Genomic DNA, 14,641 nt, shown 5'->3' with positions numbered 1-14,641 from the left:
CCTGAACCTGTTGCTGTGTAATCGGGAGAACATCATGAGCTATCAAAAACTCAGCCGCAATCAGATTGCAGAACGTGTCGCACAAGATATTCCAGATGGGGCTTATGTCAATCTTGGGATTGGCTTACCGACCAAGATTGCCAGCTACCTTCCAAGCGACAAAGATGTGTTCTTACATTCTGAAAATGGCTTGTTGGCTTTTGGTCCACCGCCAGCGGCAGGTGAAGAAGATCCTGAGCTGATCAATGCTGGTAAGGAATATGTGACCATGTTGCAAGGCGGTGCCTTTTTCCATCATGGTGACTCTTTTGCCATGATGAGGGGTGGTCACTTAGATATTGCAGTATTAGGTGCCTTTCAAGTGGCAGCCAATGGTGACTTGGCCAATTGGCACACGGGTGCACCGGATGCGATTCCTGCTGTCGGTGGTGCGATGGACTTAGCTGTTGGTGCCAAGAAAGTCTTTATCACCACAGACCATGTGACCAAACAAGGTGAACCGAAGATCGTGGCGGAACTGACTTATCCAGCAACAGGCTTGAAATGTGTAGACCGCATCTATACCGACTTGTGTGTGATTGATGTTACGCCTGAAGGTTTAAAAGTGCTTGAAAAAGTGGATGGCTTAAGCTTTGCAGAATTGCAGGCAATGACGGGTGCTCCGCTGATTGATGCGACTCATCCATGAAACCAACACTGCCGCACATTTTGCTCATGTTCTAAAAGCTTTTTGTATAGGCAATGCCTTACTTTTTAGGGATAAAAAGTAACAAAAATCCCTTGTTGGACTGATGGTATATCCATATACCACAGTCCAACAGGCGGCATCCATGCCGCCACCGAGAAATGCTTATGGGAAAACCTCAGATCGAGATTTTCACATATTCGAATGTAAATTGAGAATTGCTACCGTGACTGGCGACATGGATGTCGCCGCGTTGCTCAGCACAACAGGGATGTTGTGTCTGAGTAACACAGGGTTTTGTCACTTTTGCCCAGTCAAAAGTGAGGCATTGCCTACGCAAAGGCAGAATGAATCCACCCAGCAGTTGTGGCAGTGACAGCAACAGATTTTAATATGGAAATGTAAGAATGAAAGATGCTTATATTATCGATGCCATCCGTACCCCATTTGGTCGTTATGCTGGGGGTTTAGCCCCAGTCCGTGCCGATGACTTGGGTGCAGTCCCGATTCAAGCCTTAATGCAACGTAATCCCAGCGTGGACTGGACACAGGTGGATGATGTGATCTACGGCTGTGCCAACCAAGCCGGTGAAGATAACCGTAATGTCGGACGTATGTCGGCCTTATTGGCAGGTTTACCCGTTGAAGTTCCAGCGACCACCATCAACCGTTTATGTGGTTCATCTTTAGATGCCATTGCCATTGCAGCACGTGCGATTAAAGCAGGTGAAGCCAATCTGATTATCGCGGGCGGTGTGGAAAGCATGTCGCGTGCGCCCTTTGTGATGGGTAAATCGGAATCAGCTTATGGGCGTAGCCAAAAGATTGAAGACACCACCATGGGCTGGCGTTTTATCAATCCGAAGCTGAAAGCCATGTATGGCGTCGAAACTATGCCACAAACCGCTGAAAACGTGGCACAACAATTTAATATTGATCGCGCAGATCAAGACCAGTTTGCCTTGGCGAGTCAACAGCGCACCGCAACCGCGCAAGCTCAAGGCTTTTTTACGCATGAGATCATCGCTGTGAATATTCCACAGCGTAAGGGTGATCCGATTGTGATCGACACAGATGAACATCCACGTGCATCGACCACATTAGAAGCTTTGGCAAAACTGAAGCCAGTTGTAACAGCAGAAGGCACCGTCACAGCGGGAAACGCGTCAGGCATCAATGACGGTGCGGCTGCTGTACTGATCGCTTCGGAACAAGCGGTTAAACAGTACCAACTTAAACAGCGTGCCAAAATTATTGCCTCAACAGCAGTGGGTGTAGAACCACGCATTATGGGTTTTGCACCTGCGCCTGCGATCAAGAAATTACTGAAGCAAGCCAATCTCACAATCGAGCAGATGGATGTGATTGAACTGAATGAAGCCTTTGCGGCACAAGCACTGGCCGTTACTCGTGATTTAGGTCTGGCAGATGACACCACACAAGTGAATCCAAATGGCGGTGCAATTGCGATTGGTCATCCACTGGGTGCATCGGGTGCACGTTTAGTCACCACTGCTCTAAACCAGTTAGAACAAACGGGTGGAACCTATGCGCTATGTTCAATGTGTATTGGGGTCGGTCAAGGCATTGCAATGATTATTCAGCGCGTTTAAAGCAGAGTTAAGGATAGCGATCATGAGCCAGTTATATGCCAGCTTATTTTACCAAAACGTGGTGACTGAAATTTTCAGTGATCGCGCATTGGTGTCATACATGATTGAGGTGGAAGTTGCCTTGGCACAAGCACAGGCTCAAGTCGGTGTCATTCCAGAATCTGCGGCAAGAGCAATTTCAAACATTGCAGCAACTTGAATACAAATAAGATAAGTAATAAAGAATATTGAGATAATTGTGGGATATTGAGGGATAAGTTAGGATTTATTGGGATAGATTTTGAAATGTTTTTGCGTATGTTGCAATAGAGTTTGGGGAAAAATTTGGCTGCCGATGGTTTAATCCATGGCAGCCATTTTTATTACCCGTCTGTTGGAGTGATTCTTTCGATACCACAGCGTTTGCACCAGCTGCGTAGGTGGTTGATGATCATATCTGCGTGATGGCTGCTTAAAAACTGTAATGCACTTACACTGACCTTATTTTCTACAAACTTAGCCAAGGCTTTCTCGCTTCCGTTTCGAACTTGGCCTGCGTTATACAATTCAAGCCATAGATGGCGTATAAGGCGGCTTTGTGGGTCGCTTGCAAGGTTATTTACGCCAGACTTATTCTTAGATTCAACAGAAAAACCGAGCTGTTTAAGACGATTCAGAACTGCATCAAGCTGTTGGATCGTCATGTCTTTAGAGCTGGTTTTACCTGTACAGCTTTCAAGTACTTCACGATAAAGCTCATCATCAAGACCAAGCTGAGTTTTACCGACATGAATGAGCTGAATAAGCTTGGATTTTTTATTGAACTTCATCTTTTTCACCTCGCTGGGCTTCTAAAATTGATGGTGGTACGGATGTATCAATCTTTTGGTCAATTACGGCATAGCATTTATATGTTTTAGAACCAACAAAGAAACCACCAAGTCGTTCACATTCTGCGGCAATTTTATTGTGAGCAACTGAGTCTGACCAAAGCCACGCAATTATGAAACCTAGAATGAAAGTCCCCATATCAAACTCCCGCCATTGCGTGGAATAAACCTAAAATTGCAAGAAATGCCAATGCTAGTGAAGCACCAGCTTTTAGCTTATATGCACGTTTTTCAAATATTGTTAGACCACTGTTATTGAATGTGATCCAAGCAAGTTTTGCATCCTTAAAACAGGCCACTAGCCCCATTAAGAAAACTGCAAAATATGCAAGTACTGTTAGCCAATTCATTAACTCAGTCATGATGAGCCTCCAATACGCTCATATTGTTTGCCACCATTCATGGCTTGATTAAGCTGTGCTGATTTTCCAGATTGTTTGCCTGCATGATAGTCATTGGCTGCACGATCATTTAATGCTTTGCCTTTATTACGATCTTTAGGCGTGAATGATCCAAGTTTTGAATGAGTCTGGTTCATATACTTGATGATGCGATCTTTTGTGTTGGCGGGTGTTTCAATATCTAAGCCAGTAATTAAATGCTTAACTGAATCTACCCAGCCTTCACAGAATAGGTCTGCACGACGTACTTTATTTTTTTTGACAGTGACACGTTTTAAAGTTGTTTCAATAAAGTTCTTTCGCGATCGAATGACTTGGCGATAAAGTACGTCAAATGTATAAGAGGCAACTTCAGGTGCTGGATCGACACCGATAAATGTCCATGAGGCCTTGATTCCCCATGCGCTACTACCAGAACTGAAAATAGGTTTACATTGCATTGCTCTAGCAATCAGCAAAACTAAACTAGCTTCCCAAGCTTGTGGAGTTTTAGTCGCCTTGCTATCACAACTTGCTTCTACAATATCGAGCAAATCAGGATCAATCTGGAACTCTCGCATCAATGCTTGTGCTTGACGTAATGCAATCGCAGCCTCGTTTTCATTTGCTGATTTTGCCAATGCCAAACACTTTTTGATTTTTAAAATAGCTTCTTCTCGTGTCATGCTCATTACGATATCTCCTTAATACTTTGAACAACTTCGGGTGGTAATTTTTCTAAATCTTCACGTGTGATCATTTGCATTTCCTAAAATTTGGGTTAAAAAAATCCCGCCAAATGGCGGGACCTTTGGCAATTCAGGCTTTAGCCTGTGTTTCTCTTATTTCAGATAGTCTTGTTCGGGTTTGTATGTCACTTCATTTGCATCATCTACTTGAGAGGCTGTGCGTGTACCTTCAAAGAAAGTTGTATGATTAGCTTCCATGAAATCTGATATTTCAGAACCAATTTCTTTAGCATGATCTGCATCGTCAGCTTCAACAATGTGGGTTTGTACATAAACCTTTGTTACTTCGACTTTAAATTTCATTTATTCACCGCCTCTTTAAGTGCTTTACCAGCTTTGAATGTTGGAACTTTTGATGCTGCAATTTGAATCTCTGCACCTGTTTGAGGGTTGCGCCCTGCACGCGCAGCACGGTCAGTCACTTTGAATGTGCCAAAACCTGTTAATGCAATTTCGCCACCCTTAGATAGCTCATCAGTTACAACAGCCTCGAATGCTTGAAGTGCCTCGGCTGCTTTGGCTTGAGTTAATTCAGCGCGTTCAGCAATTTGTTTGATAAGTTCAGATTTAGTCATGGTTTTTTCCTTTTCGGGGTTGGGGTTTAAACGCTTGCGAAATCAAGCGAAATGGGTTGGTATTTACCGTCTTTATCGCGTTCGTAAAAACGCACATAACTTTTGCTATCAACAATGTTGATACTGTCGCCAATGGCTTCCATTGCTTTAATCCACTTCGGATCGTCAATCTTGTGGCGACGTAGACCAAGGACGCGACCTGTAGAAATCTTGCCTTCACGGTCAACTTGGAAAGCGTCATTGATCAAGGTTTTGATGTGATCATTTGAACCAACAGACCAGGATTGAATGCATTCATCAATTAAAACTTTGGCTGCCTGAAGGCGTTCATCAAAGCGAATGGAGTCTTGAATTTGACGTACAATTTTGAATTGACCGTCGAAGCTATACAGCGTGATATTGCCTTTATTACCCGCAACCTGAGCACCATATTGCTCAAGTGAAAGGTCAATAAACGCTTCGATATCACCAAAAGCAACAGCCTTAAAATCTTTCAACATTTGACGTGTTGCTTTGACTTTGCCAATCAAGCTGCTGACAACTGCATCACGCTCAACATCAATCGGTTTGATGCTGCTTATTGGTACTAGGCGACCTTTGCTATCAGCTCGGTAGCCTTCGGGGATTTGGGTTTGTGCGTTCATATTCTTTTTCCTTACTTCATTGTTTAAGTACGTTTGCGGACCAATACATAATCGTTGCTGATCAACTGATTTAAATTCTTAGTAAACTCAGCACGTTTACGATCTGCCGCTTGCTGTTTAGCCCATTTATTAAAGGCCGCTTGTACAACCTCCAGTTCAAACTTGCCTTGGGTTTCTTCAAAAATTTCAAACTCTGGGTAGTGTTTGTTTAGCTCCGCATACTCTTTTGTTTTTCTAAAAAGATGAACAAAGCGCTCTATTTTTCCTCGGCATTGTGGATGTCTTAAATTCATGGCTTTAGCCCCTTAAATGTTTAGCTTGTGATTCAACACATGTTTGACAGTCTATACAGCGAGTTACACCACCAAGGGTTCTACGCTGTGCTGGAATTTCTACACCACAGTCTTCGCATTCAAAGTTACTGGTAGCGTTGAACTGAGAGCGTCCTTCAAGTGATTTCTGTAAATACTCTTCAGTGATTGCACTAGCTACGTCTGCAAAATCAGCCATTACATCCCCCAAGTACTGCTACAAAGGCAGTGCATAAAAGATAAATTGGGCAGTTGATCAGCATGACGTTGGTTAAGGTAAAAGCCATGTTAGACCTCCATGACCAGGTCACCAGTAATGACATCTGAGCCAAGTTCTGCTGCTGCGTTTAATGCGCCTGTTAAAAGGTTGCCAACTGCAAGTGGGTACAACAAACTTTCATGTTGGTTTTTACGGCCTACATTGCGGGTCAGTTTTGTGCAAATAGCATCTAAACCAGATTCATCAATAAATTCAGACAGCTTGCGATCCGCTGCTTTGCAACGATGTTGCAGGTAATCCACCAGCGTGGTTTGGGTAAAAGGTTCGAGGGTGACAATCTCGCAGCGCTGTACAACTTCACGGACTTCCTGATTGTTTTCAGCCAACTTGAGCTTAAGTTCGTCTTGACCAATCAGGATGATGCTCAGAAGTGGTGTGAAGCCATTTTTAAGTTCAATAAAACGTTTAAGATGCTTCAAAGTTGGGATTGGAAGACTGTGGGCTTCCTCAATAATAAGCACGTGGTGGTGTCCTGCACGGCTCGACTCTTTAAGCAAGCTATGAATTTGGCGGAAACGTGCTTCAGGTGAACGTTTTGCATTAGTGCTTGGTGCAAGTGCTGACAAAATTGCTTCAGCGATATGAAGTGATTTTAGTGTTTTGCCTTTAGCATCATTATCTTCAGTGGCTAAAACATAGGGTTCGATCAAAATGACAGGCTCGCGTTCGCGCTCAATACGATCATGAAGCTCTTCACGTAAGGTCGTTTTGCCTGAGCCAGACTGTCCAACCACTGCAATAAAAGAAGTATTACCTTTAGCAGCTTGCCACATGCTTTCACGCACATAGTTAATGTCGCTGTTGTTGAAAAGTTCTTCAGAACTACGGATATTTTCCGTAAAAATGTTCTTAAACAGCATGAATTGTTTTTTAGCTGCTGGTGTTAGGGTTTGTTTGCGTAGTAGCATAAGTTGCTCTTCCTCGTGTTGAGTTGCTGCACCCGCTGAGGCTTGGTCGTTTTCAGCTTCGGGTGCAGCAGTTAATGCTTGTTGGATTTGATCTGCGGCAATTCCTTTTGCTTCAAGAAGTTCAATGAACTTCGCTTGGAATTGTTCAGGGTTCTTTTTTGGTCGTTGACCATGATTTATAAAAAGATTGACGGTTGCTGTACTTACTCCCAGTGGTTTGCAAAGAGAGCTTTGCGAAATATCGTTATCTTTCAGCAATTTTTTTAGTGCGCTCATCGATCACTCTCCAACCACTTTTAATTTCGGTTTTTTACTTGCAGATTGAATTCGGTCAACCCAGAACTGAATATCAGCTTGTGGAACATTCCCATCTGAATATGTTGTTTTAAGCATGCTCATATATTCAGCAGTCCATGCATCCCCAACAAAACCTTTGATGGCTTTGGCTGCTTGAATATAGTTAAGTGGGGCAACCTCACGACGTTGGTTGGCTGTTGTCATTTGTTCACCAGCTTTAGGCAAGTACTCAGGGATGTGATGTTTAGTCACATGTGCATTCGGGTCGATTTGACCTTGATACGCTGGAGTACGTTTCTTGATTGCTTTGTCGACTTCTGCTTGTGTATCAGCGCCATAAGCTTGTTTCTGTATGCGCTTGCGAGATTTATCAATTTGACTATCAGGCATGCTTTGGATGTCTTCACCAATCGCTGGTGATTCTGCCAATTGTCCAAAAATGTCGTACTGATCTGGCTCACAGGTATAAATAACTTGTTCGCCTTGCTCGTTATGCATCAACACATCAATGTCAGGTGCGCGGTATGGATTTACAACCACATCGACTTTTGCACCGACATAAATGTTTGGAATATGCTTCACGCTATAGAAGTTTTCGCCATAACCTTTAATCGTATGTTGAACCGTTAAATCACCTTTAACTGTCCGTTCAATTGGAGCCGTGCTCACTAATTCCATGCACAGCTCTAATGTAGGAGCAATACGCAACTGCTCAGGGCGAATCATTTGCCAAACTTGGTTGCGAGTCCGTTTAGTACGGCTGTGAACTTTAGTTTCGTTAAACATGATGCGCCATTTGGCAGCATCAGCATTCAACTCATCCAAGCTATTAATCGTTTTGAATGTGAGTGTTGATTCATATTGGGTTTCGATTAAATTATTCGCTTGCTCAACTTGACCTTTTGCACGGCTGTTATGCGTTGCATGGGCAATAAATTCGACATTTAAACGTTCAAGCAAGTTTCTGAATAAACCTGATGTATTGGCAGAGCCTTGGTCTACATAAAAGATGAAAGGCACACCATGCAACGGTTCTTGCAAGCTACGTTTTTGAATCGCATTTAAAAATATGTTGGTCAGATTTTCACTACTTTCGGCTCCCCATACATATTCAAAATAGATTGATCCTGATGTGTGGTCAGTAATGACATAGCGAACCACACGTTCTTTCTCAATTTTTTTAATGTTGCCTGGTTTATTTTTATAGAACTGACGTTCATCCATCACACATACGCCAGACTTAGGTAAGTAGAACACCACACAAATCGAAGCATCACATTGCCAAACATGATTTGGGTGTAATGATCGTTGTTGCTGGTGTGCTGATGGTGTAGTCAATTGCGTAGGGTGGCAAAAGAACTGTTTCATGGCGCGACTAATGGTCGCTGCTGAAACTTTTGGTGCCTTGCCACTATCACTTGCAATTTCTAAAGCAAGATTAATCGGCATGCGCTTTTTCCCTGTTTTGCTGGTTGCTGCCAACACCATTCCGCCTACAAGCTCAGCTACTTCCTGCGTCACTACTGTTTTGCCTTTGTCAGAACGTTGTTTACGCCCAGACTTGTAACCTACAGTTTCTAGTTCGCGGTAAAGCTGAGCATTGCTAATCTGTAAGTGTTTGCATGCTGTTTCTGCGATGTTCTTTTTTGCCCCAAACTCAGCATTTGAGAGCTTTGTCGCAACTTCACGTAAGTAGTCTTGTTTTGCTAAGTTTAGAGACATGATTATTCTTCCTCTGCGTTAGGAGCTTTAGATGCAGCTTCTGCTTGAGGGAATAACCATTCAGGGGTGACCATATTTTCAAAGTCAATCTGAATGCCTAGGTTTTGTGAGAACTGGGCAATGCGCTGATATGATGCAACTACTGACTCGTCAATACGGTCAAAGAGTTGATGAATACCTTTTTCATTGGCTAAATCCAATACACCGTTGATGGCATTTTGATAGCGCATGACCGCATTTAAAAGCATAAGACTTTCAGTGCTTATAGTTTCTAGAGCCGCCTTTTCTAGCTCTTGGTCTTCAGATTCAGCGCGTTTTTGAATCTCTACTGGACTATTGGCTTTGCTAAGATTTGCATCAAGTTCATTGATCTTGCTGTCTTTCTTCTGGATCAGTTGGTCTTTTGCAACATTATCAGCTTTAACTTCACGGAGTTTCTTGCGTAATTCGCTTGCTGTCATACGGTCAATATCATCTAAAGTGATATTATTTACGCTGCCACCATCGCTGAGCTCTTGAATTTCGTCATCATCTAACACCAGCAATTCAAGCAATTTTGTTTGATTTCCTGCGGCTTTCAAAACGGACAAATTGTCCGTTTTATTAAACTTAAGTGCAGTTGTCATAAAGCGACGTGCAGTACGTTCATTGATATTGAGCATTTCAGTACGTTGTTTAAATTCTCCATGCGGAGTAATTTCTTTTAACAATATAAGTCGTTTACCAAGCTCGAGGCAGGCTTCAACAGTGCGTTGTTGATAGAAACGGATTTCATCTTCAAGTGCACCTACTGTTAGAGAGCCTTGATAACCAAGCTGTATCGCTAAGCCACCTAGTTTTTGTGCATGTTCAGAAACTGCTATTTCTGTGGTTTGTTGTTCGAAGTCCATACGGCTCACCATTATTAATATGCAACGTTTGTACGTTGTTCAATTTCAGCGATACGTGCTTTAGCACGTTCCATTTCAGCGTTATGTGCTTTTGCAATCTGAATGAATGCAGGTCCCAGCGTGAATAAGCCGTTTTCTTCCTGTTTGGCTAAGCCTGCTGAAATCAAAGTTTGTAAAGCACGATGTATTTGTGACGGTGATTCATCTAGTTGTTTTGCTAAATCTTGGTTGCTAAGGCCATGTAAGCTATGACCGCGCAATGCTTTTAGAACTTTTAGAACTTTTTCTGCTGATTTAACTGTGCTCATTTACGCACCTCAGTACCTGTATAAGATGAAAGTTCTTGGCGTAATATTTCGTTATCTGCTTCAGCCATATACCAACCTGCAAAACCAAAAAAAGTCAGGCACATAAAAATTACTGCAAATAAATCGTTTTTCATTGCTCTTGCTCCATGTGCGAAAATGTGCAAATATGTGCAAAGTAACTAAACAGTGACTTTTGATTCTTTTTTTAAACCTAAAGCCACTGCAATTCTGTGAGATTTTCCAAAGTTCCCTTTAGATTGACCGTTTAAAACTTTGTAAACTTCTTGCGGAGTGAAGTTGTTTGCAGCTGCCCAAGCAGAAACTGGAGTACCACTCGCAAGGAATTCTTGTCTGACTTGTTCGGGAGTTTTAACTTTCATTTAAGTCACCTTTGTGTGTCTTTGTGTGTATTAAGTAGAACCTTTAAGCACACAATAGTAACTAATAGGTTACCTGTCAATACATTTGGAGCGTTTTTTGTGACTATTGGGCAAAGATTGAGAGAAGAGCGTGAGCGTCTTGGATATACGCAGCCTGCTTTTGCTGATTTGGCAGGTACAACCAAGAAAAGTCAGATCGACTATGAGAAAGATTTGACTCAACCAAAGGCGGGGTATTTAGCTGCAATTGCTACAGCGGGTGCAGATATTGGTTATATTGTTACTGGTACACCAACCAAAAGGGAACCAAATCCTCACCTTGGTGAAGGGCCAGATGGTTTTTCTTTAGTTCCAGTACATGAAGAAGTGATGATTTCTGCTGGTCACGGTAGTGTTTTATGTGCGCCGAACCAACCATCAGGTTTTATGGCTTTTCGAAATGATTGGATCAGATCTCGTGGGTTTTCAGTAAAAGATCTTAAAGTCTTTATTACACGTGGTGATTCTATGAGTCCAACCATTGAAGACAAAGAGCCCATTCTTACGAATACTGCTGAAAAAGATCCTCAAGATGGGCATATCTATGTTATTCGTTCAGGTGAAATGACATGGGTAAAGCGTATTCAGCGACAGATTGATGGTTCATTGTTATTAATTTCTGATAATAAGCTGTATCCACCGATGTCTATTAAACTTGATGAATCAACAGATGTAGATGTGATTGGTAAAGTAGTAAATTCAAGTAAGAACTTCTATTAATTAAATGATGACAGAGACTTAACATGAAAAAAGTGATATACGGTCTTGTATTTTCAGCGCTTATCTACAGCCAAAATATTTTTGCAGTAGATGTGGAAGACAATGTAAAAAATTTTCTTAAATCTAAAGATTGGGTTAGTTTTGCTATTACTGATGATGCAATGGGCCGTGTGGTTGCGACAAGAGCAGCAACAGAAGATGTGCGAAAAAATACCACTCTTACGCTAACGTACCCAACTGTTAAAAGTTGTGGACTAATGCCTGTAGATTTAATTATTAAGCTTGATGCTCCAGTTGCAAATGCTGAGCAAAAAGATATTTTTGGGTCGTTTCAAATTGATGATCATCAGCCGATAGAAGTAAAGGCTATTTTGCAGAATGAAGAAGACTCTCAATTCTTATTCATAAGTGCAGAAGTAAAAGACTTTGAAAATAGAATTAAAAATAGTAAATCTTTAATTGCAAACTTTAAAGGTTATGGCGTAATGGAGTTCTCATTATTAGGGGCAACCCAAGCAACTACAAATGCTAAAAATACATGCATGAACTTTAGCTAAATGCTTTGATAGCATACTTAACATGATTATTAAAAAATTATTTTAGTACAAAAATTGGGGATAAAATTATGAAAAAAATTATATTAACTTCAGTGGTTTTTCTTGGTTTACAAGCATGTACCAGTGTTCAAGTGAAACCCATTGCTGCAAGTGATGTGAATGCCATAAATGAAATTTGTATTGCTCTAAATCCAGCAGTAACTATTGATGACTTTGTCCCTGTAGTTGAGAAACGAATTAAGCATCATGGTGTAAAAACAAGAGTTCTAAGTTCGGATGAAGCACGAAAATGTACACACCAATTGCAATATTCTGCTCGTCGTTCATGGGATGGAGTTACATATTTGTCATGGGCTGAACTAAAAATTTATAAGAATGGACAACCTATAGGCGATGCTGAATATAAGCTTAAAGGTAAAGGTGGGCTGTCGCTTATGAAATGGCAATCTGTGGAAACAAAAATGAATCCTGTCGTTGATGAACTGTTCGCTGGAAAAAATGTGGGTGTATCTAGTCCCCTAATTGCACCGCATCAAGAGCAGATTTTAGTGCCTAAGAAAATCGAGAGTCTTAATTAATAAAACATATCAGCGCTTTACATCGCCTACAAAAACAGCATAATGCCCGTAAAAGGTAACGTTTTGGTGATGTTATGTCTAAAAAGGAACTGGGGAAACAAAGTAGACAAGGAAAAGCATTGTTACTCGATTTGCGTGACCATGCTTGTCGACTCTTAAAAAACATTCAAGCCGTTGATGCAAGTACTGCGGATCAAATATCAAATGAACTTATGTACCAGATCAGTCAAGACTGGGGCGGTCAGTCTATTTACATCATTAAAGATGATACCTTCCACGCTGAAGAGCGCGATATTCAAATCTATAAAGAGTTTAATGGCTATAACCATTCAGAACTTGCTAAAAAATATAAGCTGACTGAAGTTTATATTTATCGGATTGTTAAGCGAATGGCAGAACAAGAGCGCAACCGAATGCAACCCTCATTATTCGAGGTCTAAAGTTTTAAAGTAGTTTAAAAGACCGCAACCAAGTTACCTATGAAAATGCCCTTAATTAATTCTAATTAGGGGCTTTTTTTATGGGCGAAAAACTCGGTTTCGACCAGATATTTGAGCGTTGTATGGGGCACGAAGGTGGTTATGTAAACCACCCTAAAGACCCTGGTGCAGAAACAAATTGGGGAGTCACTATCGCAACAGCCCGTGCCAATGGTTACCACGGTGCAATGCGTTCAATGACACGCCTTCAGGCAAAAGAAATCTACCGTAAAGCATTTTGGGAACGTGCCAAATGTGCTCAGTATCACTCTGCAATTGGTTTTCAGCTCTTTGATGCAGCTATTAATCATGGTATTGGCAATGCAATCCGCATGCTTCAACGTGCTGTAGGTGTAGCCGATGATGGTGTTGTCGGCAAAATCACATTAGGCGCAATCAACGAAAAAACATTAGATGACGTACTGGTCTTATTTAATGCAGAACGTCTTGAGTTCTATAGCAAGCTAAAAACTTTCGATACTTTTGGTCGTGGCTGGAGTCGTCGAGTTGTAAGCAATTTACGTTATGCCGCTGGAGATACACCATGAAAAAAATTACACGTAAAGTTCCCCAGTCGGTCAAAGTGAAGCGTCGGATTGATGCGGCCTTAGCAGAACAAGAAGTAATGCATAAACGTCATATTAAGGCATTACAACGCAAACATGGTGAACAAGTCACTCAACTAGAAATGGAAAATCAGCGCTCCAAAATCATTGTTCATAATATTGGTGCTCTCGATCCTCAAGAGCTAATCGATGACCTATCTAAACAAACACATAATATTTCACCACTCAAAGAAAGTGGGAAAAGCTCAGGTTTAATCGTGGCTAATTGGCGTGATAGTTGGAAATGGCTAACGATTTGGGGTTCAGCAACCATTGTGGGTATTAATGCATTTTATGCATCACTTCCGCCTGAATTTATTGACTCTCTGCCCGAACATACTCAGTCCACCATCAATGTGATTGGCGGTATTGCTTTATTGCTAGGTCGATTTATCAACCAAAGTAAGCCTAAAGCATTACCACCTGCGGAGAATCAGGATGTTTGAGACTTTCAAAATTGGTTTTGGTGAAACCCAATGGTTGGTGATGACGGCCCTTGGTTTATACACATGGTTTATTAATAAGCAAAGTGCCTCTGCAAAAGAAATGCTCGATATTCGCTTACGTGTGACTGAGCTTGAAAGTGCAGTAAAAGACATGCCTTCAAAGCTCGAAATTGCGCGTTTAGAAGGACAAATCGAGACGGTTAAAACCCAATTAAATTCTGCCAATAGCAACATTGAGAAAGTACATGGCGGTGTTAAGCGGATTGAAGATTGGTTAATTGAGAAAAAAATGTGAGGTCGTATGAACTTTGAAACTAAATTAAAAGAAGAGATGCGCCTTGTGATGCTTCGCCTGTTGAATGAGTTGCCATCCTATCGGGGCAATAGTTCTACCCTACACAGTGGACTAAGTCACTGGGGCTTGAGCTTTAGTCGTGACCAAGTAAAAACCGAGCTGTATTGGTTAAAAGAACAAGGTTGTATTTCGATTGAACTAGACAATCCTGATGTCATGGTGGTGAAGCTTTCAACTCGTGGCCAAGATGCCGCTGAAGGTCGAGCTAAAGTACCAGGCATTCAACGACCATCTGCATAGTGAGGTGGTTC

The 14,641-nt window shown here is 41.7% G+C and carries 25 protein-coding genes and 1 pseudogene; 11 read left to right on the top strand and 15 right to left on the bottom strand.

Annotated elements, in window-relative coordinates; all coding sequences use genetic code 11:
- Positions 1–34 precede the first annotated feature (34 nt).
- The 3 genes and pseudogenes from JZ787_RS03500 to JZ787_RS03490 all read left to right on the top strand — a co-directional run.
- Entirely contained in the window at positions 35–688 is a 654-nt protein-coding gene (locus JZ787_RS03500; protein ID WP_346311689.1) for a 3-oxoacid CoA-transferase subunit B, read from the top strand.
- Positions 689–1,092: 404 nt separating this feature from the next.
- Positions 1,093–2,298 carry a 3-oxoadipyl-CoA thiolase gene (gene pcaF, locus JZ787_RS03495; RefSeq protein ID WP_346311674.1) on the top strand — a complete coding sequence of 402 codons (1,206 nt, stop codon included), beginning with the start codon at positions 1,093–1,095 and terminating at the stop codon, positions 2,296–2,298.
- A 22-nt stretch (positions 2,299–2,320) separates the two neighbouring features.
- Positions 2,321–2,467: pseudogene (locus tag JZ787_RS03490) on the top strand (3-carboxy-cis,cis-muconate cycloisomerase); the annotation flags it as partial.
- A gap of 193 nt (positions 2,468–2,660) precedes the next feature.
- Here the strand turns inward: JZ787_RS03490 and JZ787_RS03485 are convergent.
- The 15 genes from JZ787_RS03485 to JZ787_RS03415 form a co-directional block, all read right to left on the bottom strand.
- The gene (locus JZ787_RS03485; RefSeq protein WP_346311673.1) at positions 2,661–3,107 is read right to left on the bottom strand and encodes a regulatory protein GemA; all 447 of its coding nucleotides are present in this window, start codon (positions 3,105–3,107) and stop codon (positions 2,661–2,663) included.
- Positions 3,094–3,306, bottom strand: coding sequence for a hypothetical protein (locus JZ787_RS03480; RefSeq protein WP_346311672.1), 213 nt, complete (start codon positions 3,304–3,306; stop codon positions 3,094–3,096). The genes JZ787_RS03485 and JZ787_RS03480 overlap by 14 nt, the downstream gene beginning before the upstream one ends.
- Before the next feature lies 1 nt (position 3,307).
- A complete protein-coding gene (locus JZ787_RS03475) occupies positions 3,308–3,529 on the bottom strand; it encodes a hypothetical protein (RefSeq protein WP_346311671.1) in 222 nt (73 codons plus the stop codon).
- Positions 3,526–4,239, bottom strand: coding sequence for a DUF2786 domain-containing protein (locus JZ787_RS03470; RefSeq protein WP_346311670.1), 714 nt, complete (start codon positions 4,237–4,239; stop codon positions 3,526–3,528). The genes JZ787_RS03475 and JZ787_RS03470 overlap by 4 nt, the downstream gene beginning before the upstream one ends.
- Before the next feature lie 150 nt (positions 4,240–4,389).
- The gene (locus JZ787_RS03465; protein WP_346311669.1) at positions 4,390–4,599 is read right to left on the bottom strand and encodes a hypothetical protein; all 210 of its coding nucleotides are present in this window, start codon (positions 4,597–4,599) and stop codon (positions 4,390–4,392) included.
- Positions 4,596–4,871 (bottom strand): HU family DNA-binding protein, encoded by a 276-nt coding sequence (locus JZ787_RS03460; RefSeq protein WP_346311668.1) that lies wholly within the window; start codon positions 4,869–4,871, stop codon positions 4,596–4,598. Before JZ787_RS03460 ends, JZ787_RS03465 begins: the two co-directional genes overlap by 4 nt.
- 26 nt (positions 4,872–4,897) lie before the next feature.
- Positions 4,898–5,515 (bottom strand): DUF3164 family protein, encoded by a 618-nt coding sequence (locus JZ787_RS03455; protein ID WP_346311667.1) that lies wholly within the window; start codon positions 5,513–5,515, stop codon positions 4,898–4,900.
- A 23-nt stretch (positions 5,516–5,538) separates the two neighbouring features.
- On the bottom strand, positions 5,539–5,808 hold the full coding sequence (locus JZ787_RS03450; RefSeq protein WP_346311666.1) for a hypothetical protein: 270 nt from the start codon (positions 5,806–5,808) through the stop codon (positions 5,539–5,541).
- Positions 5,809–5,812: 4 nt separating this feature from the next.
- Positions 5,813–6,025, bottom strand: a complete 213-nt coding sequence (locus JZ787_RS03445) for a TraR/DksA C4-type zinc finger protein (RefSeq protein ID WP_313042041.1) — start codon at positions 6,023–6,025, stop codon at positions 5,813–5,815.
- A gap of 89 nt (positions 6,026–6,114) precedes the next feature.
- Positions 6,115–7,290: an AAA family ATPase gene (locus JZ787_RS03440; RefSeq protein WP_313042039.1), complete on the bottom strand. Its 1,176-nt coding sequence runs from the start codon at positions 7,288–7,290 to the stop codon at positions 6,115–6,117.
- Positions 7,291–7,293: 3 nt separating this feature from the next.
- The gene (locus JZ787_RS03435) at positions 7,294–9,036 is read right to left on the bottom strand and encodes a transposase family protein (RefSeq protein ID WP_313042073.1); all 1,743 of its coding nucleotides are present in this window, start codon (positions 9,034–9,036) and stop codon (positions 7,294–7,296) included.
- Positions 9,036–9,923 (bottom strand): DUF3102 domain-containing protein, encoded by an 888-nt coding sequence (locus JZ787_RS03430; protein WP_346311665.1) that lies wholly within the window; start codon positions 9,921–9,923, stop codon positions 9,036–9,038. The genes JZ787_RS03435 and JZ787_RS03430 overlap by 1 nt, the downstream gene beginning before the upstream one ends.
- A gap of 14 nt (positions 9,924–9,937) precedes the next feature.
- The gene (locus JZ787_RS03425; protein WP_130113597.1) at positions 9,938–10,231 is read right to left on the bottom strand and encodes a helix-turn-helix domain-containing protein; all 294 of its coding nucleotides are present in this window, start codon (positions 10,229–10,231) and stop codon (positions 9,938–9,940) included.
- A complete protein-coding gene (locus tag JZ787_RS03420) occupies positions 10,228–10,365 on the bottom strand; it encodes a hypothetical protein (protein ID WP_165383014.1) in 138 nt (45 codons plus the stop codon). The genes JZ787_RS03425 and JZ787_RS03420 overlap by 4 nt, the downstream gene beginning before the upstream one ends.
- 45 nt (positions 10,366–10,410) lie before the next feature.
- Positions 10,411–10,611: a DNA-binding protein gene (locus JZ787_RS03415; RefSeq protein ID WP_130113598.1), complete on the bottom strand. Its 201-nt coding sequence runs from the start codon at positions 10,609–10,611 to the stop codon at positions 10,411–10,413.
- A 99-nt stretch (positions 10,612–10,710) separates the two neighbouring features.
- Here JZ787_RS03415 and JZ787_RS03410 point away from each other — a divergent pair, with 99 nt between their 5' ends.
- The 8 genes from JZ787_RS03410 to JZ787_RS03375 all read left to right on the top strand — a co-directional run bounded on the left by JZ787_RS03410 (position 10,711) and on the right by JZ787_RS03375 (position 14,630).
- Positions 10,711–11,370, top strand: a complete 660-nt coding sequence (locus JZ787_RS03410) for a S24 family peptidase (protein ID WP_130113599.1) — start codon at positions 10,711–10,713, stop codon at positions 11,368–11,370.
- A 23-nt stretch (positions 11,371–11,393) separates the two neighbouring features.
- Positions 11,394–11,927 carry a hypothetical protein gene (locus JZ787_RS03405; RefSeq protein WP_346311664.1) on the top strand — a complete coding sequence of 178 codons (534 nt, stop codon included), beginning with the start codon at positions 11,394–11,396 and terminating at the stop codon, positions 11,925–11,927.
- Between the two features lie 68 nt (positions 11,928–11,995).
- Complete coding sequence (locus JZ787_RS03400) at positions 11,996–12,505, top strand: Sbal_3080 family lipoprotein (RefSeq protein ID WP_346311663.1); 510 nt, start codon at positions 11,996–11,998, stop codon at positions 12,503–12,505.
- Positions 12,506–12,579: 74 nt separating this feature from the next.
- Positions 12,580–12,945, top strand: a complete 366-nt coding sequence (locus JZ787_RS03395) for a Mor transcription activator family protein (RefSeq protein WP_130113602.1) — start codon at positions 12,580–12,582, stop codon at positions 12,943–12,945.
- 80 nt (positions 12,946–13,025) lie between these two features.
- Positions 13,026–13,532, top strand: a complete 507-nt coding sequence (locus JZ787_RS03390; protein ID WP_346311662.1) for a glycosyl hydrolase 108 family protein — start codon at positions 13,026–13,028, stop codon at positions 13,530–13,532.
- Positions 13,529–14,035 carry a hypothetical protein gene (locus JZ787_RS03385; protein ID WP_346311661.1) on the top strand — a complete coding sequence of 169 codons (507 nt, stop codon included), beginning with the start codon at positions 13,529–13,531 and terminating at the stop codon, positions 14,033–14,035. The genes JZ787_RS03390 and JZ787_RS03385 overlap by 4 nt, the downstream gene beginning before the upstream one ends.
- The gene (locus JZ787_RS03380; protein ID WP_130113605.1) at positions 14,028–14,330 is read left to right on the top strand and encodes a DUF2730 family protein; all 303 of its coding nucleotides are present in this window, start codon (positions 14,028–14,030) and stop codon (positions 14,328–14,330) included. Before JZ787_RS03385 ends, JZ787_RS03380 begins: the two co-directional genes overlap by 8 nt.
- A gap of 6 nt (positions 14,331–14,336) precedes the next feature.
- Complete coding sequence (locus JZ787_RS03375) at positions 14,337–14,630, top strand: ArsR family transcriptional regulator (protein ID WP_346311660.1); 294 nt, start codon at positions 14,337–14,339, stop codon at positions 14,628–14,630.
- Positions 14,631–14,641: the final 11 nt, after the last annotated feature.

The organism is Acinetobacter sp. BWR-L5 (assembly GCF_039655985.1).
GTDB classification, from domain to species: domain Bacteria; phylum Pseudomonadota; class Gammaproteobacteria; order Pseudomonadales; family Moraxellaceae; genus Acinetobacter; species Acinetobacter johnsonii.
This window is presented reverse-complemented; position numbering and strand designations above follow the sequence as displayed.